The sequence below is a fragment of the Streptomyces sp. WMMC500 genome (assembly GCF_027497195.1).
Taxonomy (GTDB): Bacteria; Actinomycetota; Actinomycetes; order Streptomycetales; family Streptomycetaceae; genus Streptomyces.
In genome coordinates this window covers 2688953-2713044 of record NZ_CP114905.1, presented here as the reverse complement: position 1 = coordinate 2713044, position 24092 = coordinate 2688953, and the positions used below count along the sequence as shown (strand labels likewise).

24 protein-coding genes are annotated in these 24092 nt (G+C 71.6%); 17 read left to right on the top strand and 7 right to left on the bottom strand.

What is annotated here, in order from left to right:
* The first annotated feature begins 27 nt into the window (after positions 1–27).
* From prfA to O7599_RS10985, 15 genes are all read left to right on the top strand, one after another.
* Positions 28–1110 (top strand): peptide chain release factor 1, encoded by a 1083-nt coding sequence (gene prfA / locus O7599_RS11055; RefSeq protein WP_281621964.1) that lies wholly within the window; start codon positions 28–30, stop codon positions 1108–1110.
* Positions 1111–1147: 37 nt separating this feature from the next.
* Entirely contained in the window at positions 1148–2005 is an 858-nt protein-coding gene (gene prmC, locus O7599_RS11050; RefSeq protein WP_281621963.1) for a peptide chain release factor N(5)-glutamine methyltransferase, read from the top strand.
* 13 nt (positions 2006–2018) lie between these two features.
* Positions 2019–2666, top strand: a complete 648-nt coding sequence (locus O7599_RS11045; RefSeq protein ID WP_281621962.1) for an L-threonylcarbamoyladenylate synthase — start codon at positions 2019–2021, stop codon at positions 2664–2666.
* Positions 2663–3295 carry a protein-tyrosine-phosphatase gene (locus tag O7599_RS11040; protein ID WP_281621961.1) on the top strand — a complete coding sequence of 211 codons (633 nt, stop codon included), beginning with the start codon at positions 2663–2665 and terminating at the stop codon, positions 3293–3295. Before O7599_RS11045 ends, O7599_RS11040 begins: the two co-directional genes overlap by 4 nt.
* A 158-nt stretch (positions 3296–3453) precedes the next feature.
* The gene (locus tag O7599_RS11035) at positions 3454–4839 is read left to right on the top strand and encodes an MraY family glycosyltransferase (protein WP_281621960.1); all 1386 of its coding nucleotides are present in this window, start codon (positions 3454–3456) and stop codon (positions 4837–4839) included.
* A gap of 256 nt (positions 4840–5095) precedes the next feature.
* A complete protein-coding gene (locus O7599_RS11030) occupies positions 5096–5545 on the top strand; it encodes a hypothetical protein (RefSeq protein ID WP_281621959.1) in 450 nt (149 codons plus the stop codon).
* Between the two features lie 304 nt (positions 5546–5849).
* Positions 5850–6560 carry a F0F1 ATP synthase subunit A gene (gene atpB, locus O7599_RS11025; protein WP_281623346.1) on the top strand — a complete coding sequence of 237 codons (711 nt, stop codon included), beginning with the start codon at positions 5850–5852 and terminating at the stop codon, positions 6558–6560.
* An 80-nt stretch (positions 6561–6640) separates the two neighbouring features.
* A complete protein-coding gene (gene atpE, locus O7599_RS11020; RefSeq protein ID WP_281621958.1) occupies positions 6641–6871 on the top strand; it encodes an ATP synthase F0 subunit C in 231 nt (76 codons plus the stop codon).
* Between the two features lie 28 nt (positions 6872–6899).
* The gene (locus tag O7599_RS11015; RefSeq protein WP_281621957.1) at positions 6900–7466 is read left to right on the top strand and encodes a F0F1 ATP synthase subunit B; all 567 of its coding nucleotides are present in this window, start codon (positions 6900–6902) and stop codon (positions 7464–7466) included.
* Complete coding sequence (locus tag O7599_RS11010) at positions 7463–8278, top strand: F0F1 ATP synthase subunit delta (protein ID WP_281621956.1); 816 nt, start codon at positions 7463–7465, stop codon at positions 8276–8278. Before O7599_RS11015 ends, O7599_RS11010 begins: the two co-directional genes overlap by 4 nt.
* A gap of 104 nt (positions 8279–8382) precedes the next feature.
* Positions 8383–9954 carry a F0F1 ATP synthase subunit alpha gene (atpA, locus tag O7599_RS11005; protein ID WP_281621955.1) on the top strand — a complete coding sequence of 524 codons (1572 nt, stop codon included), beginning with the start codon at positions 8383–8385 and terminating at the stop codon, positions 9952–9954.
* Between the two features lie 2 nt (positions 9955–9956).
* On the top strand, positions 9957–10898 hold the full coding sequence (locus O7599_RS11000) for a F0F1 ATP synthase subunit gamma (protein ID WP_281621954.1): 942 nt from the start codon (positions 9957–9959) through the stop codon (positions 10896–10898).
* Between the two features lie 2 nt (positions 10899–10900).
* Positions 10901–12352, top strand: coding sequence for a F0F1 ATP synthase subunit beta (gene atpD, locus O7599_RS10995; RefSeq protein WP_281621953.1), 1452 nt, complete (start codon positions 10901–10903; stop codon positions 12350–12352).
* A 107-nt stretch (positions 12353–12459) separates the two neighbouring features.
* Positions 12460–12843, top strand: coding sequence for a F0F1 ATP synthase subunit epsilon (locus O7599_RS10990; RefSeq protein WP_281623345.1), 384 nt, complete (start codon positions 12460–12462; stop codon positions 12841–12843).
* 36 nt (positions 12844–12879) lie between these two features.
* A complete protein-coding gene (locus O7599_RS10985; protein ID WP_018842171.1) occupies positions 12880–13320 on the top strand; it encodes a DUF2550 domain-containing protein in 441 nt (146 codons plus the stop codon).
* A gap of 112 nt (positions 13321–13432) precedes the next feature.
* Here the strand turns inward: O7599_RS10985 and O7599_RS10980 are convergent, their stop codons facing one another.
* From O7599_RS10980 to O7599_RS10970, 3 genes are all read right to left on the bottom strand, one after another.
* Positions 13433–15184: a glycoside hydrolase family 18 chitinase gene (locus O7599_RS10980; RefSeq protein ID WP_281623344.1), complete on the bottom strand. Its 1752-nt coding sequence runs from the start codon at positions 15182–15184 to the stop codon at positions 13433–13435.
* Between the two features lie 297 nt (positions 15185–15481).
* Positions 15482–16738 (bottom strand): glycoside hydrolase family 18 protein, encoded by a 1257-nt coding sequence (locus O7599_RS10975; RefSeq protein ID WP_281621952.1) that lies wholly within the window; start codon positions 16736–16738, stop codon positions 15482–15484.
* A 164-nt stretch (positions 16739–16902) separates the two neighbouring features.
* Positions 16903–17229: an ATP/GTP-binding protein gene (locus tag O7599_RS10970; protein WP_281621951.1), complete on the bottom strand. Its 327-nt coding sequence runs from the start codon at positions 17227–17229 to the stop codon at positions 16903–16905.
* 199 nt (positions 17230–17428) lie between these two features.
* Between O7599_RS10970 and O7599_RS10965 the strand changes: the two genes are divergently transcribed.
* The gene (locus tag O7599_RS10965) at positions 17429–18460 is read left to right on the top strand and encodes an LLM class flavin-dependent oxidoreductase (protein ID WP_281623343.1); all 1032 of its coding nucleotides are present in this window, start codon (positions 17429–17431) and stop codon (positions 18458–18460) included.
* Positions 18461–18521: 61 nt separating this feature from the next.
* On the opposite strand, the gene O7599_RS10960 is transcribed toward O7599_RS10965, so the two are convergent.
* Positions 18522–18914: an SCO5389 family protein gene (locus O7599_RS10960; protein ID WP_281621950.1), complete on the bottom strand. Its 393-nt coding sequence runs from the start codon at positions 18912–18914 to the stop codon at positions 18522–18524.
* Positions 18915–19132: 218 nt separating this feature from the next.
* Here O7599_RS10960 and nucS point away from each other — a divergent pair, with 218 nt between their 5' ends.
* Positions 19133–19804, top strand: coding sequence for an endonuclease NucS (gene nucS, locus O7599_RS10955; protein ID WP_281621949.1), 672 nt, complete (start codon positions 19133–19135; stop codon positions 19802–19804).
* A gap of 205 nt (positions 19805–20009) precedes the next feature.
* Here nucS and O7599_RS10950 read toward each other — a convergent pair whose 3' ends face one another.
* The 3 genes from O7599_RS10950 to O7599_RS10940 all read right to left on the bottom strand — a co-directional run bounded on the left by O7599_RS10950 (position 20010) and on the right by O7599_RS10940 (position 24019).
* Positions 20010–20501, bottom strand: a complete 492-nt coding sequence (locus tag O7599_RS10950) for a tetratricopeptide repeat protein (RefSeq protein WP_281621948.1) — start codon at positions 20499–20501, stop codon at positions 20010–20012.
* A 221-nt stretch (positions 20502–20722) separates the two neighbouring features.
* Positions 20723–23572: an ATP-binding protein gene (locus tag O7599_RS10945; RefSeq protein ID WP_281621947.1), complete on the bottom strand. Its 2850-nt coding sequence runs from the start codon at positions 23570–23572 to the stop codon at positions 20723–20725.
* 126 nt (positions 23573–23698) lie between these two features.
* Complete coding sequence (locus O7599_RS10940) at positions 23699–24019, bottom strand: STAS domain-containing protein (protein WP_281623342.1); 321 nt, start codon at positions 24017–24019, stop codon at positions 23699–23701.
* Between the last annotated feature and the right edge of the window lie 73 nt (positions 24020–24092).

Sequence of the window (24092 nt, the reverse complement as noted above, 5' to 3'; positions counted from 1 at the left end):
CTACTTCCCCCTACGGAGCGCCCCACGATGTTCGAGGTCGTCAAGGATCTCATCGGCGAGCACGCCACCCTTGAGCAGCAGCTCGCGGACCCCGGCGTGCACGCCGACCAGCGCCGCGCCACCCGGCTCAACAAGCGCTACGCCGAGCTGACCCCGATCATCGCCGCGTACCGCGCCTGGGAGCGCGCCGGCGAGGACGCCGTCGCCGCCCGCGAGCTGGCCGCGGAGGACCCGGAGTTCGCCGCCGAGGCCAAGAGCCTGGAGCGGGAGCGCGAGGAGCTGACGGAGCGGCTGCGGCTGCTGCTCGTACCCCGCGATCCCAGCGACGACAAGAACGTCATCCTGGAGGTCAAGGCCGGCGAGGGCGGCGAGGAGTCCGCGCTGTTCGCCGGCGACCTGCTGCGGATGTACCTGCGCTACGCCGAGCGGCAGGGCTGGAAGACAGAGCTGCTGGACGCCAACGAGTCCGACCTCGGCGGCTACAAGGACGTCTCGGTCTCCGTGAAGCTCAAGGGCGGCCAGGGGGCGGTCGAGCCCGGCCAGGGCGTGTGGGCGCGGCTGAAGTACGAGGGCGGCGTGCACCGCGTGCAGCGGGTGCCGGCCACCGAGTCGCAGGGCCGGATCCACACCTCCGCCGCCGGCGTGCTGGTGCTGCCCGAGGCCGAGGACGTCGACGAGGTCGAGATCGGACCGGGCGACCTCCGCATCGACGTCTACCGCTCGTCGGGCCCCGGCGGCCAGTCCGTCAACACGACGGACTCCGCGGTACGCATCACGCACCTGCCCACCGGCATCGTGGTGTCCTGCCAGAACGAGAAGAGCCAGCTTCAGAACAGGGAGCAGGCGATGCGTATCCTGCGGGCGAGGCTGCTCGCCGAGGCGCAGGAGGAGGCGGAGAAGGAGGCGGCGGACGCGCGCCGCAGCCAGGTGCGTACCGTGGACCGGTCGGAGCGCATCCGCACGTACAACTTCCCGGAGAACCGGATCTCCGACCACCGGGTCGGCTTCAAGGCGTACAACCTGGACCAGGTGCTCGACGGGGAGCTGGACGCGGTGATCCAGGCGTGCGTGGACGCGGACGCCGCGGCGAAGCTCGCGGACGCCGGCTGAGCACCGCACGGGATACGGCAGAGGGACCGGAGGGAACGTGAACCTGCTGCTCGTCGAAGTGGCACAGGCCACGCGGCGGCTCGCCGACGCCGGCGTGCCCTCCCCGCGGTTCGACGCGGAGGAGCTGGCGGCGTCCGTGCACGGCGTGCCCCGCGGCGAGCTGCACCGCGTCGCCGACGCCGACTTCGACGCCCGCTACTGGGAGGCCGTCGCCCGCCGCGAGGCCCGCGAGCCGCTGCAGCACATCACCGGCGTCGCCTACTTCCGCTATCTCGAACTCCAGGTCGGTCCCGGCGTCTTCGTGCCGCGGCCGGAGACCGAGTCCGTGGTCGACTGGGCCATAGCGGCCGTGCGCGCGATGGACGTCGTCGAGCCGCTGATCGTCGACCTGTGCACCGGCTCCGGCGCCATCGCGCTGGCCATGGCGCAGGAGGTGCCCCGGGCCGCCGTGCACGCCGTGGAGCTGGAGGAGACGGCCCTGAACTGGGCGCGCAAGAACGCCGCGCACAACGACGGCGGTGCCCGCGTCGTACTGCACCATGGAGACGCGCGCACCGCGCTGCCCGAGCTGAACGGCCAGGTCGACCTGGTCATCAGCAACCCGCCGTACATCCCGCTGACCGAGTGGGAGCATGTCGCCCCGGAAGCCCGCGACCACGACCCGCAGGCCGCGCTCTTCTCCGGCGAGGACGGCCTCGACCTCATCCGCGGTCTGGAGGTCACGGCCCGGCGGCTGCTGCGCCCGGGCGGCGTGCTGGTCGTGGAGCACGCCGACACCCAGGGCGGCCAGGTGCCGTGGCTCTTCACCGAGGAACGCGGCTGGGCGGACGCCGCCGACCACCCCGACCTGAACAACCGGCCTCGATTCGCGACCGCCCGCAGGGTCCGTACCTGAGAAGGAGATTGACATGGCACGGCGCTACGACTGCAGCGATGCGGCCGATCGCAAGACCGGGCTGCGCGAGGCCGCGTCCGCAGTCCGCCGCGGCGAGCTGGTCGTCCTGCCCACCGACACCGTCTACGGCATCGGCGCCGACGCCTTCGCCGTCGAGGCGGTGGCGGCGCTGCTGGACGCCAAGGGCCGCGGGCGCAACATGCCCACCCCCGTGCTCATCGGCTCGCCGAACACGCTGCACGGGCTGGTCAAGGACCTCAGCGAGGAGGCGTGGGAGCTGATCGACGCCTTCTGGCCGGGCGCGTTGACCGTCGTCGCCCAGCACCAGCCGTCGCTGACCTGGGACCTGGGCGAGACCCGCGGCACGGTGGCGGTGCGCATGCCGCTGCACCCGGTGGCGCTCGAACTGCTCAAGGAGGTCGGCCCGATGGCCGTCTCCAGCGCCAACCTCACCGGCCACCCGGCCCCGCAGGAGTGCAACGCCGCCCAGGAGATGCTGGGCGACGCGGTCTCGGTCTATCTCGACGGCGGCCCGACGCCGGCCGCGGTGCCGTCCTCGATCGTGGACATCACCGGCCGGACGCCGGTGCTGCTGCGCGAGGGCGCGGTGACCGCGGAGCAACTGCGCGAGGTCGCAGGCGGGCTCGAGGTCGCCAGTTGACCGCGCCCGAAGGGCGCACGGGGGACATACAGGGATTCCGGATCCTCCACGTCAGCACCGGCAACGTCTGCCGCTCGCCGATCACCGAGCGGCTGACGCGGCATGCCCTCGACGTGCGCCTCGGCGCGCGGCCCGCGGCGGGCATCGCGGTCGAGAGCGCGGGCACGTGGGGGCACGAGGGCGCGCCCATGGAGGCGCACGCGGCGACGGTGCTGCGGGAGTCGGGGGCGGACCCGGACGGGTTCGCGGCGCGGGAGCTGCGCGACGAGCACGTGATCCGGGCGGATCTGGTGCTGACGGCGACCCGGGACCACCGGGCGCAGGTGATCTCCATGGGCCACTCCGCGGGGCTGCGCACGTTCACGCTGAAGGAGTTCGCCCGGCTGGTTCGGGCCATAGATTCCGCCACGCTGCCGCCCGCCCGCGAGGGCCCGGTGGCGCGCGCGCACGCGCTGGTGCAGGCCGCGGCGGCGCTGCGCGGCTGGCTGCTGGCGCCCAGCCCGGCGGCGGACGAGGTGTACGACCCGTACGGGGCGCCCGTGCCGTACTTCCGGCGGATCGGCGAGGAGATCGGGCAGGCGCTCGACCCCGTGGTGACGGCTCTCACAGGCGTGCCGGCGGCGGCCTGACGAGGGCCGAGGGTGGCCGGATGCAACCGGTCGGGCCCCTGAGGGGTCTATTTCTGTACGGGTCCGGACGGGCCTTGCGTCCGTACCCGGAGAACGGAGGCCCGGGAGCGGGCTAATGTGTGTGGCTGAACGGAACAGCGAAACCTCTGGGGCAGCTTGTGCGTGAATACCTGCTGACGCTGTGCATCGCAGCCGCTGTCACGTATCTGCTGACCGGCCCGGTGCGGAAGTTCGCGATCGCGGCCGGCGCGATGCCGGAAATCCGGGACCGTGACGTGCACAGCGAGCCGACGCCGAGGCTCGGCGGCATCGCCATGTTCGGGGGGATGTGCGCCGCGCTGCTCGTCGCGTCGCAGTTGCAGGCCTTCGAGCGGGTCTTCGAGCTCAACGAGCCGAAGGCGCTGCTGTCGGGGGCCGCGCTGATCTGGCTGATCGGCGTGCTGGACGACAAATGGGGCGTCGACGCCCTGCTCAAGCTCGGCGCGCAGATGATCGCCGCGGGCGTCATGGTGCTGCAGGGCCTGACGATCCTGTGGATCCCGGTCCCGGGCGTGGGCACGGTGGTGCTGACGCCGATGCAGGGCACGCTGCTGACCGTCGCGCTCGTGGTCATCTCGATCAACGCCGTCAACTTCGTGGACGGCCTCGACGGGCTCGCCGCCGGCATGGTGGGCATCGCCTCCGCGGCGTTCTTCATCTACGCGTACCGCATCTGGTTCGGCTACGGCATCGAGGCCGCCGCCCCCGCCGCGCTCTTCTCCGCCGTGCTGCTGGGCATGTGCGTCGGCTTCCTGCCGCACAACGTGCATCCGGCGCGGATCTTCATGGGCGACTCCGGCTCGATGCTGCTGGGCCTGGTGCTGGCCGCCGGGGCGATCTCCATCACGGGGCAGGTGGATCCGGACGCGCTGAAGGTCTTCGCGGGCAGCGAGAAGCAGGCGGTGCGCTCGACGGTGCCGGTGTTCATCCCGCTGGTGCTGCCGCTGACGATCCTGGCGATCCCGATGCTGGACCTGGTGCTGGCCGTGGTACGGCGCACGTGGCGCGGGCAGTCGCCGTTCGCGGCCGACCGGGGGCATCTGCACCACCGGCTGCTGGAGATGGGCCACTCGCACATGCGGGCCGTGCTGCTCATGTACTTCTGGTCGGCGCTGGTCGCGTTCGGGATGGTGGCCTTCTCGGTGCAGGCGGACAACGTCTGGGTGGTGCTGGTGGCGGTGGGGCTGAGCGCCGCGGGGCTCGTGCTGTTGCTGCTGCCCCGGTTCGCTCCGAAGACGCCGTCGTGGGCCAACAGGCTCGTACCGCCGCGCTACCGGCGCCCGGACGACGACGGCGGCGGGCGCGACGGCGACGGCGACGCCACCGGCCCGCAGGGCGGCCCGGTGCCGGCGGAAAGCGCCGCGGCAAACGGGACGAACGGGGCGAAAAGCGCGAACAAGGCGAAGGGTGCACCGGGTTCACAGGAGAACGAACTGGTGCCGGCGGGCATCAGCGGGTCGACGGCCGTGGGGGAGCGCTCGCGTTGGCGCCGGGCCGGACATTGACCTCTTAGCAGGCATATCTCCAGGTGAGCGGAGTGACACGGCCGATGTAGCCTCTTCGTGTGACGGGCGGCACACTTCCCGAGTAAAGCTCGGGTCAAGATGCTTGTGATACCGTTCACGAGAACCCGGTGCAGAGCCGAAGGACCGTAGTGCGACGGTTCTCTGGCGCGATGCCCCTCGACGCGGTGCACCCGCCCCGGGGACATGCTCGTCACCGTCGACCAGTTGCTCCCGACTCCCGCCGGAGACTCCTCATATGCAGGTCAACGACGCCCGGATCCTCCGTGGCGCCGCGATCCCGACCGCCCTCGCCGGCGTCGTCGCAGTGGTCATCAGCTCACTCGCGGCCGGTGTGAAGGGCGGTGTGGGAGCCGCCGCAGCCACCGTGGTGGTCCTTGCCTTCTTCGGACTCGGTCTCTTCGCACTGCAGCACTTCTCCCGCAAGCACCCCGAGTTGTTCATGGGGATCGCGCTGCTCACCTACACCACCCAGATCCTGCTGCTCGCGGTCGTGATGGGGCTGTTCAAGGACACGACGCTCTTCCACACCAGGGCGTTCGGCCTCACGGTGCTCGCCGCGGCGCTGGTGTTCACCGCCGCCATGGGCCGTACCCACTTCCGGCTGAAGCTGCCGTACGTGGAGCCGGAGCGAGCGGCCGGAGCAGGTGAACAGCGCTCCGGTACCACTACCGAGGCCGGGCGATGAGGGGCGCCGCCCGAGCAGTGATCCGCTACTGCTATCGTCCCCCTGCCACGCCGGTGCGCGCGTGCGCAGTGGGCCGCAGGGCCGCACCGCACCCCGCCGGCCGTATCCCGTCCTGCCACGTACCGCTCTCCGGCGGTGCACAACGCCGACACATTGAGGTTGCCGTAGCCATGCGTCACGCCGAAGGAGCTCGCCGGTGAGTGCTGCTGATACGACGCTCGCTTTCGACGCGAGTTGCAAGATCTTCGTTGATGGTGGTTGCGGATTCCAGTCGCCCGGCCTGCACTCGTTCGTCTTCAAGCCGATGTTCGAGGTCGGCGGCTTCGAGTTCAACAAGCCGATCCTGCTGGCGCTGATCACGACCGCGGTGCTCTGCCTCTTCTTCTGGAAGGCGTTCGCCAGCCCCAAGGTCGTGCCGGGCAAGCTGCAGATGGTCGCCGAGTCCGGCTACGACTTCGTCCGCCGCGGCATCGTCTACGAGACCATGGGCAAGAAGGAAGGCGAGAAGTGGGTGCCGCTGATGGTCTCCCTCTTCTTCTTCGTCTGGCTGATGAACCTGTGGTCGGTCATCCCGCTCGCGCAGTTCCCGGTCACCTCGATCATCGCCTTCCCGGCGGCCCTCGCGATCCTGGTCTGGCTGACCTGGATGAGCCTGACCTTCAAGCGGCACGGCTTCGTCGGCGGGCTGAAGAACCTCACCGGCTACGACAAGTCGCTCGGCGCGGTGCTGCCGCTGGTCATGCTCATCGAGTTCTTCTCGAACGTGCTCGTGCGGCCGTTCACGCACGCGGTCCGGCTCTTCGCCAACATGTTCGCCGGCCACCTGCTGCTGGTGATGTTCACCATCGCCACCTGGTTCTTCATGAACGGGCTGGGCTTCGCCTTTGCGCCGGTGGCCTTCGCCCTGGTCCTGGTGATGATCGCCTTCGAGCTGTTCATCCAGGCCGTGCAGGCGTACGTGTTCGTCATCCTGTCCGCCAGCTACATCTCCGGTGCCCTCGAAGAGGCGCACTGAGACCCCCGTACCACCCGCACACCCCTCATCGTCCGGTGGCCAACCCCCACCGGTTCGGCAGAAGAGAAGGAAGAAAGCACATGGCTGCGATGGAGACCCTGGCCGCAATCGAAGGCAGTGTCGACTCGATCGGTTACGGCCTCGCCGCGATCGGCCCCGGTGTCGGCATCGGCTACATCTTCGGCAACGGCGTTCAGGCCATGGCCCGCCAGCCGGAGGCCGTCGGCCTGATCCGGCAGAACATGATCCTGGGCTTCGCCTTCTGTGAGGCGCTCGCCCTCATCGGCATCGTCATGCCGTTCGTGTACTGATCAGCCTCTTCCGACGAAAGGCACCGATGTGAATCTCCTGCAGATCGCGGCGGAGGAGGAGCAGAACCCTCTCGTCCCACCGATCCCGGAACTCGTCATCGGCCTGATCGCCTTCCTGATCGTCTTCGCGCTGCTGGCCAAGAAGCTCCTGCCGCGCATCAACGAGGTGCTCGAGGAGCGGCGCGCGGCCATCGAAGGCGGCATGGAGAAGGCCGAGGCCGCCCAGATCGAGGCGGAGCAGACGCTGGACCAGTACAAGGCCCAGCTCGCCGAGGCCCGGCACGAGGCCAACCGGCTGCGCGAGGAGGCTCGCGAGCAGGGTTCCGCCCTCATCGCCGAGATGCGGGCCGAGGGCCAGCGGCAGCGTGAGGAGATCATCGCCGCCGGTCACGCCCAGGTCGAGGCCGACAAGAAGGCCGCTTCGCTGGCCCTGCGCCAGGACGTCGGCAAGCTCGCCACCGAGCTGGCCGGCCGGCTGGTGGGCGAGTCCCTTGAGGACCACGCCCGGCAGAGCCGCGTCGTCGACCGGTTCCTGGACGAGCTGGAGGCCAAGGCCGCCGACCAGTCCGGGACGAAGGCCGAGGCCGGGGCATGAACGGAGCGAGCCGCGAGGCGCAGGCCGCCGCCCGGGAGCAGCTCGACGCGCTGACCGACAACACGTCGGTCGACGCGGCGAAGCTCGCCGAGGAGCTGGCCGCCGTGACCGCGCTGCTGGATCGCGAGGTGACGCTGCGGCGGGCGCTGACCGACCCGGCGCAGCCCGGCGAGGCCAAGGCCGGGCTGGTCGGCCGGGTCCTCGGCGGGCAGATCGGCGGCGAGGCCGCCGACCTGGTCGCCGGGATGGTACGGGCCCGCTGGTCGCGGGCGCGTGACCTGGTCGACGTACTCGAAGAGCTCGCCGACACCGCGGACCTCACCGCCGCGCAGCGTGCGGGGCAGCTCGACGACGTGGAGGACGAGCTCTTCCGGTTCGGCCGGATCGTCGCCGCCGACAAGGAGCTGCGCGGGGCGCTCACCGACCGGATGGGCACCCGGGCCGCCAAGGCCGCGCTGCTGCACTCGCTGCTGGGCGGCCGGGCGAACCCGGTCACCGAGCGGCTGGTCGTCCGGCTCGTGGAGCGGCCGCGGGGTCGTAGCCTGGAGGGGGGCCTGGAGGCCCTGTCCAAGCTCGCCGCGGAGCGCCGGAACCGGATGGTCGCGGTCGTGTCCACCGCCGTGCCGCTCAGCGACGGGCAGAAGGAGCGCCTGGGCGCCGCGCTGTCCCGGCTGTACGGCCGGGACATGCACCTGAACCTGGACGTGGACCCCGCGGTCCTCGGCGGGATCTCGGTGCGGGTGGGCGACGAGGTCATCAACGGCTCCGTCGCCGACCGCCTCGACGAGGTGAAGCGCGGTATTGCGGGCTGACGGTCACCGGCCGTCACACACCAACTCCAGAGCATCACCAGCGGCCCGAGTTGGGCCGTGGACGCAAGAACTTACGGGCCCAACAAGGAGAGCAGGGAACCCAGATGGCGGAGCTCACGATCCGGCCGGAGGAGATCCGGGACGCGCTGGAGAGCTATGTCCAGTCGTACCAGCCGGACGCGGCCTCGCGCGAAGAGGTCGGCACGGTATCGCAGGCCATGGACGGTATCGCCAAGATCGAGGGGCTGCCCTCGGCGATGGCGAACGAGCTGCTGAAGTTCGAGGACGGCACCCTCGGCCTCGCCCTCAACCTTGAGGAGCGGGAGATCGGTGCGGTCGTCCTCGGCGAGTTCAGGGGCATCGAGGAGGGACAGCCGGTCACCCGCACCGGCGAGGTCCTGTCCGTGCCGGTCGGCGACGGTTACCTGGGCCGGGTCGTCGACCCCCTGGGCAACGCGGTGGACGGCCTCGGCGAGATCGCGACCGAGGGCCGCCGTGCGCTGGAGCTGCAGGCTCCCTCGGTCATGCAGCGCAAGTCGGTGCACGAGCCGATGGAGACCGGCTACAAGGCCGTCGACGCGATGACCCCCATCGGCCGCGGCCAGCGCCAGTTGATCATCGGTGACCGGCAGACGGGCAAGACCGCCCTCGGCATCGACACGATCATCAACCAGCGCGACAACTGGCGCTCCGGCGACCCGGCCAAGCAGGTCCGCTGCATCTACGTGGCGATCGGCCAGAAGGGCTCCACCATCGCCGGCGTGCGCGGCGCGCTGGAGGAGGCCGGTGCCCTGGAGTACACCACGATCGTGGCCGCCCCGGCGTCCGACCCGGCGGGCTTCAAGTACCTGGCCCCCTACACCGGCTCGGCCATCGGCCAGCACTGGATGTACCAGGGCAAGCACGTCCTGATCATCTTCGACGACCTGTCCAAGCAGGCCGAGGCGTACCGCGCCGTGTCGCTGCTGCTGCGCCGCCCGCCGGGCCGCGAGGCGTACCCCGGCGACGTCTTCTACCTGCACTCCCGGCTGCTGGAGCGCTGCGCCAAGCTCTCCGACGACATGGGCGCCGGGTCGATGACCGGCCTGCCGGTCATCGAGACCAAGGCGAACGACGTGTCGGCGTACATCCCGACCAACGTGATCTCCATCACGGACGGCCAGTGCTTCCTGGAGTCCGACCTGTTCAACTCGGGCCAGCGCCCGGCGCTGAACGTCGGCATCTCCGTCTCCCGCGTCGGCGGCGCCGCCCAGCACCGGGCGATCCGGCAGGTCTCCGGCCGGCTGAAGCTGGACCTGGCGCAGTTCCGCGAGCTGGAGGCGTTCGCCGCCTTCGGCTCCGACCTGGACGCCGCCTCCAAGGCGGCCCTGGAGCGGGGCCAGCGGATGATGGAGCTGATGAAGCAGCCGCAGTACGCGCCCTTCCCCACCGAGGACCAGGTCGTGTCCGTGTGGTCCGGCACCAACGGCATCCTGGACGACGTGCCCGTCGCGGACGTCAAGCGGTTCGAGCGCGAGCTGCTCGACCACCTGCACCGGGAGAACAAGGACCTGCTCACCGGCATCCGCGAGGGCGGCAAGATGGGCGACGAGACCATCGAGGCGCTGCGCGCGGCGGTCGAGTCCTTCAAGCGGCAGTTCGAGACCTCGGACGGCAAGCTGCTGGGCGAGGGCTGAGCATGGGCGCCCAGATGCGGGTCTACAAGAGGCGGATCCGTAGCGTCTCTGCGACCAAGAAGATCACCAGGGCGATGGAGATGATCGCCGCCTCGCGCGTCGTCAAGGCGCAGCGCCAGGTGGCGGCCTCCACGCCGTACGCGACGGAGCTGACCAGCGCCGTCACGGCGGTGGCCGCGGGCTCCGAGACCAGGCACCCGCTGACCAACGAGGTGGACCACCCGGTACGGGCCGCGGTGCTGCTGATCACCAGCGACCGCGGTCTGGCCGGCGGCTACAACTCCAACGCCATCAAGCAGGCCGAGTCGCTGACCAACCGGCTCACCGGCCAGGGCAGGCACGTCGACAACTTCATCGTCGGCCGCAAGGGCGTGTCCTACTACCGCTTCCGCGAGCGGCGGGTGGCCGAGTCGTGGACCGGGTTCACGGACAACCCGACGTACGCCGACGCGAAGAAGGTGGCCGCGCCGCTCATCGAGGCGCTGAACAAGGAGACCTCGGAGGGCGGCGTGGACGAGATCCACATCGTCTACACCGAGTTCCACTCGATGATGACGCAGACCGCGGTGGACAGGCGACTGCTGCCGATCGTCTTCGAGAAGACCGCCGAGGAGTCGATGGAGGTCTTCGAGGAGGCGCGGAAGAAGGAGCACGGCTACCAGGCGCTGTACGACTTCGAGCCGTCCGCGGACGGCGTGCTCGACGCGCTGCTCCCGCGGTACGTCGAGAGCCGGATCTACAACGCGCTGCTGCAGTCGGCCGCCTCGAAGCACGCCGCCACGCGCCGTGCGATGAAGTCGGCGACGGACAACGCCGAGGAGCTCATCAAGTCGCTCACGCGGCTTGCCAACCAGGCCCGTCAGGCCGAAATCACCCAGGAAATCAGCGAGATCGTCGGTGGTGCGAACGCCCTGGCCGACGCCTCTGCGGGGAGTGACCGATAACCATGACCACTGCTACGACTGCCCCCGCGACCGGCACGGCTACCGGCCGCGTCGCGCGGGTCATCGGCCCGGTCGTCGACGTGGAGTTCCCCGTCGACGCGATGCCCGACATCTACAACGCGCTGACCGTCGAGGTCGCCGACCCCGCCAACGCGGGTGTCACCAAGGTGCTGACCCTGGAGGTCGCGCAGCACCTCGGTGAGGGCCTGGTCCGCGCCATCTCCATGCAGCCCACCGACGGCCTGGTCCGCCAGGCCCCGGTGACCGACACCGGCGAGGGCCTGACCGTCCCCGTCGGCGACGTCACCAAGGGCCGCGTGTTCAACACCCTGGGCGAGATCCTCAACGACGAGGTCGACGAGTCGGAGATCGCGGAGCGCTGGCCGATCCACCGCAAGGCCCCGGACTTCGACCAGCTCGAGGCCAAGACCGAGATGTTCGAGACCGGTCTGAAGGTCGTCGACCTGCTCACCCCGTACGTCAAGGGCGGCAAGATCGGCCTGTTCGGCGGCGCGGGCGTGGGCAAGACGGTGCTCATCCAAGAGATGATCATGCGTGTGGCCAAGCTGCACGAGGGCGTCTCGGTGTTCGCCGGCGTCGGCGAGCGCACCCGTGAGGGCAACGACCTCATCGCGGAGATGGCCGAGTCCGGCGTGCTGCCGCAGACCGCGCTGGTCTTCGGGCAGATGGACGAGCCGCCGGGCACCCGGCTGCGCGTCGCCCTGGCCGGCCTCACGATGGCGGAGTACTTCCGCGACGTGCAGAAGCAGGACGTGCTGTTCTTCATCGACAACATCTTCCGCTTCACGCAGGCCGGCTCCGAGGTCTCCACCCTGCTGGGCCGCATGCCCTCCGCGGTGGGCTACCAGCCGAACCTGGCCGACGAGATGGGTCTGCTGCAGGAGCGCATCACCTCCACCCGTGGTCACTCGATCACCTCGATGCAGGCGATCTACGTGCCCGCGGACGACTACACGGACCCGGCCCCGGCGACCACCTTCGCCCACCTGGACGCGACGACGGAGCTCTCCCGTCCGATCTCGGAAAAGGGCATCTACCCCGCGGTGGACCCGCTGGCCTCCACCTCCCGGGTGCTTGACCCGCGCTACATCACGCAGGATCACTACGAGTGCGCCACCCGCGTGAAGGCGATCCTGCAGAAGTACAAGGACCTGCAGGACATCATCGCCATTCTGGGCATGGACGAGCTCTCCGAGGAGGACAAGCTCACCGTCTCCCGCGCCCGCCGGATCGAGCGCTTCCTGTCGCAGAACACCCACGCGGCGAAGCAGTTCACCGGTCTCGACGGATCGGACGTGCCACTGGACGAGTCGATCACCGCGTTCAACGCGATCGCCGACGGCGAGTACGACCACTTCCCCGAGCAGGCGTTCTTCATGTGTGGTGGCCTGGAGGACCTCAAGGCCAAGGCGAAGGAGCTGGGCGTCTCCTGACGGAATCGCCCGCGGTTTTCGTTGGCTCCGAGCCAATCGGGGGCGGGGTTCGCCCCGCCCCCGGCCCGCAAACCAGTTATTCTCTGCTAAACCCCAGTTGAGGAGCCATCGTGGCCGAGCTGCACGTCGAGTTGGTCGCCGCGGACCGGAACGTCTGGTCCGGCGAGGCCACCCGCGTCATCGCGCGCACCCCGTCCGGTGACATCGGCATCATGCCCGGACACCAGCCGCTGCTCACCGTGCTGGAGTCCGGCCCGGTGACGATCCGCACGGCGGGCGGCAGCGGCGACGGCACGGTCGTGGCGGCCGTGCACGGCGGCTTCATCTCCTTCGCGGACAACAAGCTCTCGCTGCTCGCCGAGATCGCCGAGCTCTCCGACGAGATCGACGTGGAACGCGCCGAGCGCGCCCTGGAGCGGGCCAAGGCGGACGCGGACGCGGGAGCGGAGCGACGCGCGGAAGTGCGGCTCCTGGCCGTGGCGGGTCGCTGAGGCCACGCGAGAGGAGCGGCGAGGAGGTCTGTGGAGATGTTCCTCGCTTTGCTGCTGGCCGGGGCGGTGGTCGCCCTGCTGCTGCTCGGCCTCTTCCTCTTCGGACTGCGCCGCCGGCTGATCCAGCGGGCCGGCGGCACCTTCGACTGCAGTCTGCGCTGGTCCGCCCGCGCCGACCGGCCCGGGAAGGGCTGGGCGTACGGCGTCGCCCGCTACAGCGGTGACGTCATCGAGTGGTTCCGCGTCTTCTCGTACGCGCCGAGGCCGCGCCGCGTGCTGCGGCGGGACGGCATCGAGGTGCTGGAGCGCCGGGCCCCCGCGGGCGAGGAGGAACTCGCCCTGCTCTCCGACGCCGTCGTGCTGGCCTGCCGGCACGACGAGGACCGGATCGAGCTGGCGATGAGCGAGGACGCGCTCACCGGCTTTCTCGCGTGGCTGGAGGCGGCGCCTCCGGGACAGCGCGTCAACGTGGCGTAGCGCGCACGGCCACTCGTCCGTGGGAGTCCGTGGGAGACGGGAAAGGGCCTGAACCCGGGGCGGGGAGGCGAGCGCACGCCGGATACCCCGGGCTCAGGCCCGTCTGTGAGGGTCAGCCGAGACCGTTGTGGACCGCGGTCATCAGCTCGCCGTTGGCGGTGTCACCGCTCATCTCCCAGATGAACGCGCCGCCGAGTTTCTGGTTCTTGGCGTAGGTCATCTTCCCGGTGATGGTGGACGGGGTGTCGTAGCTCCACCACTGGTTGCCGCAGTGGGCGTACGCCGTGCCCGCGATGGTCCCGGTGACCGGGCACCTGTCCTTGATCACCTTGTAGTCCTCGATCCCGTCCTCCCACCTGCCGGGCGCCGGTCCGGTGGCCGTGCCGCCGGGCGCCGCCTGGCTCACCCCGGTCCAGCCGCGGCCGTAGAAGCCGACGCCGAGCAGCAGCTTGCTGGACGGGATGCCGATGCCCTTGAGCTTCTGGATCGCGGCGTCCGAGTGGAACGCGGCGATCGGGATGCCGTCGTACGCGGTCAGCGGCGAGTGCGGGGCGGTGGGCCCCTGGACGTCCCAGGCGCCGAAGAAGTCGTACGTCATGACGTTGTACCAGTCGGCGTACTGTGCCGCTCCCGCGTAGTCGGCCTTGTCGATCTTCCCGCCGGAGGAGCCGTCCGCCGTGATGGCGGCGGTGACGAGCTTGTCGCCGAACTTCGCGCGGAACGCCTGCATCATGTTCTTCATGACGGCGGGGCCGCTGGTGTCGCAGGTGGCGCCGCAGGCGTTGGGGTACTCCCAGTCGAGGTCGATGCCGTCGAACAGGCCCTGCCAGCGCGGGTCGTACACGAGGTCGTAGCACGACTGGGCGAAGGCGGCCGGGTTCTGCATGGCCTGGCCGAAGCCGCCGGACCAGGTCCAGCCGCCGAACGACCAGAGGATCTTGATGTGCGGGTGCTTCTTCTTCAGCTTGAGCAGTTGGTTGAAGTTGCCGCGCAGCGGCTGGTCCCAGGTGTCGGCCACACCGTCGACGCTCTGGGCGGCGGTGTACGCCTTGTCGATCGCGGCGTAGGAGTCACCCATGGTGCACCGGCCGCCGGAGACGTTGCCGAAGGCGTAGTTGATGTGGGTCAGCTTCTGGGCCGAGCCGGAGGTGTCGAGGTTCTTCGCGTGGTAGTTGCGGTCGTAGACGCCCCACTCGGTGAAGTACCCCAGCTTGATCTTGTCGCCGGGGCCGCCGCCGCCCGTGGTGGTGACGGTCCGCGAGGCGCTGGACGGGCCGACCTGGTCGGCGGTGTCGCGGGCGCGGACGCTGTAGGTGTACGGCGTGCCGGCGGTCAGGCCGGTGTCGGTGTAGCCGGTGCCGGTGACCGTGGCGACCTTGGTGGTGCCGCGGTACACGTCGTAGTTCTTGATTCCCTTGTCGTCGGTGGCGGCGGTCCAGCTCAGCGCGACGGAGGTGTCCGTGACGGTCCCGGCGCTGGGCGTGCCGGGAGCCGAGGGCGGGTTGTCGCCGGGGACGCCGCCGCCGTCGCAGGAGTCGCCGTTCAGGGTGCAGTTGGTGACGGTGCCGCCGCCGCTGCCGGAGCCGTTGAAGCCGAAGGTGAGGCTGGCGCCGGGGGCGAGGTTGCCGTTGTACGACTTGTTCGTCGCGGTCCAGCGGGTGCCGCTGTTGGTGACGGTCGCGTCCCAGGAGGAGGTGACGCTGGTGCCCGCGGGGAAGTCCCAGGAAATGGACCAGGAGGAGATCGGGGCGGTGCCGGTGTTCTTCACCGTCCACCTGCCCTCGAAGCCGGTGCCCCAGTCCGAGGCCTTCTGGTACGTGGCGGTCGCGCCGGCCGCCTGGGCGGGGCCGGCGAGTCCGACCATGGCGGCGAGCGGGATGGCCACGGCGGCCGCGATGGCCGTGACGCGTCTCAGCAGGCGTCTGCCGGTGGGGGATCTCAAGTGTGTCTCCCTCGTCGAGTGCCGTTCCGGTGGTGCGGGCGGCCGTCCGCGCGTACGGCCGCCCGTCGTACACGAGCCAGATGCGTGCATGCCATGACACTCATTCGCCAGGGAGGCTATTGGTACATACCAATGCGGTCAATAGGTCTGGACCAAGTGAAGAAGCCCGGGTCGGTGGGGGCGACGCCACCGACCCGGGCTTCCGTACGTGCGGCCGGACTACCCGAGGCCGCTGCTGACCGCGGACGTCAGCTCGCCGTTCGGCGTGTCACCGCTGAACTCCCAGAAGAAGGCGCCGCCGAGTTTCTGGTTCTTGGCGTAGGTCATCTTCCCGGTGATGGTGGACGGGGTGTCGTAGCTCCACCACTGGTTGCCGCAGTGGGCGTACGCCGTGCCCGCGATGGTCCCGGTGACCGGGCACCTGTCCTTGATCACCTTGTAGTCCTCGATCCCGTCCTCCCACCTGCCGGGCGCCGGTCCGGTGGCCGTGCCGCCGGGCGCCGCCTGGCTCACCCCGGTCCAGCCGCGGCCGTAGAAGCCGACGCCGAGCAGCAGCTTGTTGGCCGGGACGCCGGCGGCCTTGTACTTCTGGATGGCCGCGTCGGAGTTGAAGCCCTCCTGCGGGATGCCGTCGTACGCCTGGAGCGGGGAGTGCGGGGCGGTGGGGCCCTGCGGGGCCCAGGCGCCGAAGAAGTCGTACGTCATGACGTTGTACCAGTCGACGTACTGCGCTGCGCCGGCGTAGTCGGCGGCGTCGATCTTCCCGCCGTCCGAGGCGTCGGCGGTCACGGCCGCCGTCACCAACTGGTTGCCGAACTTGGCACGGAACGCCTGCATCATGTTCTTCATGACGGCGGGGCCGCTGGTGTCGCAGGTGGCGCCGCAGGCGTTGGGGTACTCCCAGTCGAGGTCGATGCCGTCGAACAGGCCCTGCCAGCGGGGGTCGTTGACCAGGTCGTAGCAGGACTGGGCGAAGGCGGCGGGGTTCTGCATGGCCTGGCCGAAGCCGCCGGACCAGGTCCAGCCGCCGAACGACCAGAGGATCTTGATGTGCGGGTGCTTCTTCTTGAGCTTGAGCAGTTGGTTGAAGTTGCCGCGCAGCGGCTGGTCCCAGGTGTCGGCGACGCCGTCGACGCTCTGGTCGGCGGTGTACGCCTTCTCGATCGCGGCGTACGAGTCGCCGAGGGTGCACCGGCCTCCGGTGACGTTCCCGAAGCCGTAGTTGATGTGGGTGATCTTCCCCGCGGAGCCTGAGGTGTCCAGGTTCTTCACGTGGAAGTTGCGGTCGTAGACGCCCCACTCGGTGAAGTAGCCGAGCTTCACCCCGGCGGCCTCGGGGCCGGCGGTGGTGGTGGCGGCGCCGGCGCTCTTCGACGGTGCCAGCGTGGTCAGCACCGTCAGGGGGATCGCGAGCGCCAGCGTCAGCAGGACGCCGATGATGCTCTTCCTGGTGCGTGTGAGGTGGGGGGATCTCAAGGGCGTGCTCCTCGAGCTAGGTCCGGATACTGGGGGTGGGACCTGCGTCGCCCGGTGAGCTGATGGGTCAGGGTGGCATGCTCACCGCAGTGATGGGGGAGCGTAGATAGGTCTGCACCAATCGTCAATAGGTCTGGACCACAGCGGGGTTGCGCGGCCGGGCGTCAGTGCCGCGGGGCGTTCCGCGAGCGCTGCGGCCGGGTGCCGCGCCGGTCCCGCGCGTTCCAGCAGGCCGTGTGCCAGTGCCGGCGCAGGTCCGCCCCGCGGTGCTCCGGCCACGCCACCACGTGCGGCGTGCCGGGGCGGATCTCCTGGTCGCAGCCCGGGCAGCGGTAGCTCTTGTCGGCCGCGGACCCCGCGACCCGGCGGACGAGGAACTCCTCGCCCCCGTACTCCACGGCGTCGGGCACGCCCAAGCGGCCGGTGAGGTCGTCGTCCGCGGCGGGGCGGGCGGCGCCGCGGGAGCGCGGCTTGTTCCGGCGGGGGGACACGGCGGCACCTCGGGAAGATCGTCGTGACGGGGTCCCTACCAGGGTACGGGGCGCGAAGTCCAGCCCCGGGCACAAAGAATGACGATTCACCCGCCCGTCGCCAACAATGAAGACGACTCCGGGGTAGAGCCCTGTCGCCCCAGGTGACGGGCCGTTGGCACCCCTCGCGCGACAGCACCATCGGTACACAGGGGGCATGATGCACATCGGCTCGTTCGTGCTCGGCGCCCAGTTCCCCGGCCAGGGGCAGGGCGACGCCCTGCACCGCGCCGTGCGGACGGGGGTCGCGGCGGAGGAGGCCGGACTCGACTCCGTCTGGCTCGCCGAGCACCACTTCATCCCGTACGGCACCTGCCCCTCGGCCGTCACCCTCGCCGCGCTGCTCCTCGGCCGCACCCGCCGCATCAACGTCGGCACCGCCGTCAGCGTGCTGCCCACGCAGCACCCCGTCGCCCTCGGCGAGCAGGCCGCGCTCCTCCACCACGCCGCGCAGGGGCGCTTCGTCCTCGGCGTGGGGCGCGGTGGGCCGTGGGTGGACCTGGAGGTCTTCGGCACCGGCCTCGCGGCGTACGAGACGGACTTCCCCGAGTCGCTGGACCTGCTGCTGCGCTGGCTGCGCGAACCGCGGGTCGGCGCCGGCGGCGAGCGCTACGCGTTCCGCGAGGTCGCCGTCGTGCCCCGGCCGGCCGAGGCGCTGCACGGCGGCGCCGACGTGCCGGTGCTGGTCGCCTGCACCTCGCCCGCCACCGTCCGGATCGCCGCCGGGCGCGGGCTGCCGATGCTGCTCGGGATGCACTCCGGCGACGAGGAGAAGGCGGACATGGTACGGCTGTGGCGGCGCGCCGCGCGGGAGGCCGGGATGAGCCCGGAGGCGATCGACGCGGCGGCGCACGTGTCGGCCGGCGTGGCCCAGGTCGACGACACCTCGGAGGACGCGGCGAAGCTGCTGCGCACGGCCCTGCCGGGGGCGTTCCGCAGCGGCGTGGGGGCGATGGAGACGGTGGACGGCAGACGGCGTCCGATGCGCGATCCGGAGGCGTACACGGAACTGCTGTGCGCGCTGCACCCGGTGGGCCCGCCGCGGCTGTGCGCCGACCGGCTGGCGGCGACCGCGGAACGTACCGGCATCACGCGCTTCGCGCTGCTCGTCGAGGGCTCGGGGGAGTTGTGTGCGACCGAGCGGAACCTGTGGCGTATCGGTTCGGAGGTGCTGCCGCTCCTCGCTCGCTGACCGGATGGGGCGGCGCGAGCGGACGGCGTGGGGAGCGGCAGCGTGGGGGACCTGGGGCCCGTCAGCAGTCACGCAGCTCCGGTGACTGGTTGAGCAACTGCGCCCGCACCGAGGTGAAGCGGGCCAGCGGCTCCTCTGCCGTGCCTTCCAGGGGGAAGACCGCCACGCGATGACAGTTCTGGAACGCCAGCCGGACGCCGAAGTGGCGTTCCAGAGCCCCCCGTATCGCGTTGCTGGCAAGCGCGCGCAGGAGCTGGCCGCGCGCGTGCTCGTCCGGGGGCGGGACCCGGTTGTCGGCGAAAGCGCCGCCGTCGACCTTCAGTTGAGCCACCAGGGAACTGATCATGTCCCAGGCGTAGGGAAGCGAGGTCCGGACGCAGTCGACGAACTCCCTTTCGTCGACGTCGCCCCGCTCGGCTTGATCGAGCAGGGCAGGTGGGACGTCCAGCGACATGGATTCTCCTCTCGCAGCCCCGCGGGGTTCGGGCGGGGCCTGAACGGACAGGGAAGGGCGATCACCACTCTCGGTGCCCATGTGACGACCGCCTGCTTCCACCGTAGGGCGGAGGGTGCGGCTCCACCACAAGAACGCGTACACAACTGGCCATTGCCGAAAGGTGCATCAGGGGTCAGATCGAAGGGTGCGCCGGGAGTCGAGTAGCGTGGTGCGCCATGCGCCTCGTCATCGCCCGCTGCTCCGTCGACTACGCCGGGCGGCTCACCGCCCACCTCGCCTCCGCGCCCCGGCTGATCCTGGTCAAAGCCGACGGCAGCGTCTCCGTCCATGCGGACGACCGTGCGTACAAGCCCCTCAACTGGATGTCACCGCCATGCACCCTGAAAGAAGGTGAGCAGGACGGTGTCGCCGTGTGGACGGTCGAGAACAAGGCAGGCGAAAAACTGATCATTACGATCGAGGAGCTGCTGCACGACACGTCGCACGAACTGGGCGTCGATCCCGGCCTGGTCAAGGACGGGGTGGAGGCCCACCTGCAGGAACTCCTCGCCGACCGCATGGAGGCGCTGGGCGAGGGCTGGACCCTCATCCGGCGCGAGTACCCCACGGCGATCGGCCCCGTGGACATCCTGGGCCGGGACGAGAAGGGGACGACCGTCGCGGTGGAGATCAAACGGCGCGGCGAGATCGACGGGGTGGAGCAGCTTACCCGTTATCTGGAGCTGTTGAACCGGGACCCGCTGCTGGCGCCGGTGCGGGGGGTGTTCGCGGCGCAGGAGATCAAGCCGCAGGCGCGGGTGCTGGCGGGGGACCGGGGGATCGACTGCGCGGTGCTGGACTACGACGCGCTGCGGGGGACGGACGACGGCAAGCTGAAGCTGTTCTGACGCCGGTGCGGCGCGCAGCGCCTTTCGTACGGGCGGCCCCGTTACCGCTCGGCTGCCGTGCGGGATCTTCTACCGCGCCCCCTTCCGCCTTGCCGGCACCGGAATCGATGCGATCTTGGCGTCTTCCAGCGCCCGCACGCCCTGCGTCCGCGGTACGGGGACGCAGGTACCGGGGCGCGCCGGCCACGTGGAGGCGCCGCTGTCGTCACTCGGTGCCCTGGCTGCCGCCTTCCGCTTCCTCCCGCCAGCGGACGGCGGCGCGCCGGGACTCGACGGTGTAGATGTAGTCGGGTCCGTGCACTCGCTCCATGTCAAGCGCCAGCCGTTCGAACGCCTCGGCGGCACCGGCCGCGTCCCCCGCCCTGCCGCGCAGGTTGGCCAGGTTGTGCCGAGTGGTGAGGACCTGGGGGTGGTCTTCGCCCAGCGCCCGCACCCGCTCGGCGAGCAACTGCTCGGAGATTTCCACGGCGCCGGCCAGGTCCCCGATCTCGCTCAGGTAGTGGGCCCGGTGCCGAAGCGCCGCGGTGTCGGGGTGCTCTTCGCGCAGCGCCCGATCCCGCTTGTCCAGTTCCTTCTCTGCCTGCCCGAAGGGCTCCGCCGGCGCGAAGGGGTTGCTCAGCACTCCTTTCACCCGCACCGCAAGAAGCGCGGCCGCCACCGCCGCTCCCGCATACGTGATCACCCGTCTCCACGACACGTCAGGCACGCCTCCTTCGCTCCACGCCGTCCGGTCGGCGCCCCTCACGTGGTGTCGGCCGTGGTGAGCCCGCCGTCTCCATGGACGCTCTGACGGCCCGCGTCAGTTGCGCCGGGCCCACCGCGGAGGCCGGAACGCGGCGGCTGCGGCCCCGGTCACGCCCTGCGCCCGCGCCCCGGCTGACGTACCGCTGCGTGTCGCGAGCCGGTGCCGTCTGCCGCTCAGGGCGCCTCGACGGACGGGGAGCCGTCGGCCTCGCCGGAGGCTGCCGACTCGGTGCCCGTCGTCGTGCCGCCCTGCGGTGTCGTGCCGCCGTCCGTCGTGCCGCCGTCGTCGGTGGTGCCGCCGTTGTCGGTGGTGCCGCCGTCGTCCGTGGTGCCGCCGTTGTCGGTGGTGCCGCCGTCGTCGGTCGTCGTGCCGCCGTCGTCCGTCGTGCCGCCGTCGTCGGTGGTGCCGCCGTTGTCGGTGGTGCCGCCGTTGTCGGTCGTGCCCCCGTTGTCCGTGGTTCCGCCGTTGTTGCCGCCGCCGTTGTCCGTGCCGCCGCCGTTCGACGGGTCGCCGTCCGACGACCCCCCGTCCGACGACGAGCCGCTGTCCGAGGGCGTGCCCGGGGAACTGCTCGACGGGCTCTGCGGCGGTGCGCTGCTCGTCTCCTCTGCGGCGTCCGTCAACGGCGACGAGGGCTCCGGAGACGAGGACTCCGCCGAGGGCGAGGCCGACTCCGACGACGGGCTGTTGGACGACGGCTCCTCGGTGGGCAGCGCGTCGTCGTCCGCCGCGGCCGACCGCTCGACCTCGACCCGGTCGGGCGGGTCGTCGCCGCCGGCCATGCCCAGCGTGACCACCGTGCCGAGCACCGCGACGAGCAGCGCCCCGGCGCCCGCGGCGATCAGGTTGCGCTTGGACGCCGACGCCGCCTCGGCGCCGGGCCCGCGGACCGTGGGCGTCACGGTCGTCTCCGCGCCGCGCGACGGCGGGGTGATGAGCACGGTGGGCCGCTCCGGGCCCTCGCCCGGCTCGTCGAAGACCGCGGCCGCCTCCGGTACGCCCGGAGCGCCGCCGGCCGGCACGGCCGGCAGGGCCGTCGTCACCGCCTCGCTGCCGCGGCCGTGGGTGACCAGCGCGAGCGCGCGCCGGCTGGCGATCTCGCCGCCGCGGTCGGTGATCGCCCCGCGCAGCGCGAGCGCGGCCTCCAACTCGGCGCGCGCCCGGGCCGTGTTGCCCGTGCACAGCGCCAGCACGCCCAGCTCGTGGTGGAAGTACGCCTCGGCCGCGACCTCGCCCGACTTCCGGGCCGCCTCCTGCCCGTACCGCAGCGCGCGCTCCCACGCGCTCCACCGCAGCGCCGCGGCGAACGCGGGCGCGGCGGCGCGCGCGAGCAGCACCGCGGTGCTGGCGGTGGCGCCCTCCGGGTCGGTGACGAGGCCGCCGAGCGCGGCGAGGATGGCGTCCGCGTCGTCCGCGACGGTCTCCGGGGTCACCGAACGGTGCGCCGACCACCAGGCGTAGTGCTGCGCGGCGGTGAGCGCCGGGTCCTGGCCGCCGTCGGCCGGCAGGTCGTAGCCGGCTGCCCGCAACTGGGCGGAGACGCCGGCGGCCAGCCGGTAGCGGCCGAGGCCGCCGGAGACCAGCCCGCAGCCGGCGAGTTCGGCGAGCGCGGTGTCGGCCAGCGCCTCGCCGGCGAGCGCGGGCAACTGCGCGTGGTGCGGGAAGACGCCGCCGAGCGCCACGGCGAAGCGCAGCGCGGTACGGGCCGCCTCGCTGAGTTGGGACGCCAGCAGCGCGGCCGGCGCGGCGCTCTCGGCCAGCGTCGGCAGCGGCGCCCCCGAGCCGGGCTCGGCGAGCCGCAGCAGCGCGCCGGCCTGGACGAACCGCAGCGGCAGCCCCTCCGACTCGAACCACAGGTCCGCCGCCCAGGTGCGTTCCTCGTCGCCGAGCGGCAGCCGCGCGGCCCGCTCCAGGAGTTGCATGCAGGCGGCGCGGCCGAGGCCGGGCAGGGAGACCTCTTCGAGGTACGAAGCGGGCGTCGGCCCGGCCACGTCGGGGGTGACGGCGATCAGGTACGCGCACTCGGGGGTCTCGTCCAGCAGCTCTTCGAGCGCGCCGCCGCCGAACTCGGCGTCGTCGAGCACCACGACCGCGCCGATCTGCGGCAGCAGCTCGGCCAGTTGCCCGGGGTCCGGGCGCCGGCCGGTCAGCTCGTAGACGGCGGCGCACAGGTCGTACCGCAGGTCGGTGGGGGTGCGGGACCGGCCGTTCAGCCGGATGACGCCGTCCGGGGCCAGCTCGGCGCAGTCGGCGGCGACGGCCTCCAGCAGGGCGGTGCGGCCGGAGCCGGAGGGGCCGGTCAGGCGGACGGAACGGCCGCGGGAGAGCAGGCGCACCAGCCGCTCGCGGATCTCGTCGCGCTCCAGCAGCGGCAGTTGCGGGGCCGCGGGCCCGGGCGGCGGCGAGGGCGGCCTCCGGTGCTCGGCGCGCTCCTCGGCGGTCATCCGGCGCGGCGGGCCGGGGCGTTCCGCGGGCGGGCACAGCTCGGCGTGGGTGCCGTCGACGGGGTTGACGGTGAGCCGGTACTCGCCGGCGATGACGCGGGCCGTGCGCGCCGGGCCGGGCCGCGCACCGCCGGCGGGGGCCAGGCCGCGCCCGCCGCCCTTGCCGCCGGTGCCCGCGCCGGCACCGGCGCCCGGGAGCGGCCCGGGGAAGGCGCCGGGGGCCGACTCGGCGGTCTCCTCGGGGCCGGCGTCGCCGTCGCCGTACGGGCGCAGGGCCTCGTCGGCGTACGGGCGTACGGGCTCCTCACCGGGGAACGCGCCGGTCCCGTACGGGTCCTCGTCCCCCGGGAACGCGCCGGCGCCCTCCTGGGCCGCGTACGGGCGCACCGGCTCGTCGCCGGGCGACGCCCCCGCACCCCCGTCGCCGTACCCGCCCCCGGGCCTGTCGTGCTCCGGGTACGCGGCCCCCGGGTCCCCGGGGTCGGGGTGCGTGCCGGCAGGCTCGCCGGGGTACGCACCCGGGGGCGGAGATATGCCCTCGGGTGTGTCGTCGTGTCCATGGCCCGTGTTCGGGTCCATCGCGAAGCCCCCTGCCCGCTGTCCTACGCCGTGCCGCTCCCCGGCCCGGAAACCCTATGACCTCCGCCGGGTGATCTCCGAGGGGGGACGTCCCGACGAACCCGTTTGTTCACTGAATCGTGTCGTTCACTGAATCGTGAGGATGCGGTGGAGCCTGGTGGCCACCAGCAGCCGCTGCATCTGCGGCGGCACCCCGCGCAGCACGAGCCGGCGATCGGCCCGTCCCGCCCTGCGGTGTGCTCCCATGATGACACCGAGCCCGGTGGCGTCCCAGGAGTCCAGCCCGGTGAGGTCGAGGATCAGGTCGCCGCGGCCCTCGTCGACCGCCCGGTGCAGGGCGACCCGGGCGTCGGCCGCGCTGCGCACGTCGAGGCGGCCCCCGACGGTCAACTCGGCGTGGTCCCCTTTGATGTACGCGGGCGCGTCCGGGCCCGCGCCGTCCGGCACCCGGCGGCGGGCAGTCCGGCGCGCGGGGCCCGCGTGATGGCGGGCCGGGTGGTAGGGCGGGGCGCTCTCGCGG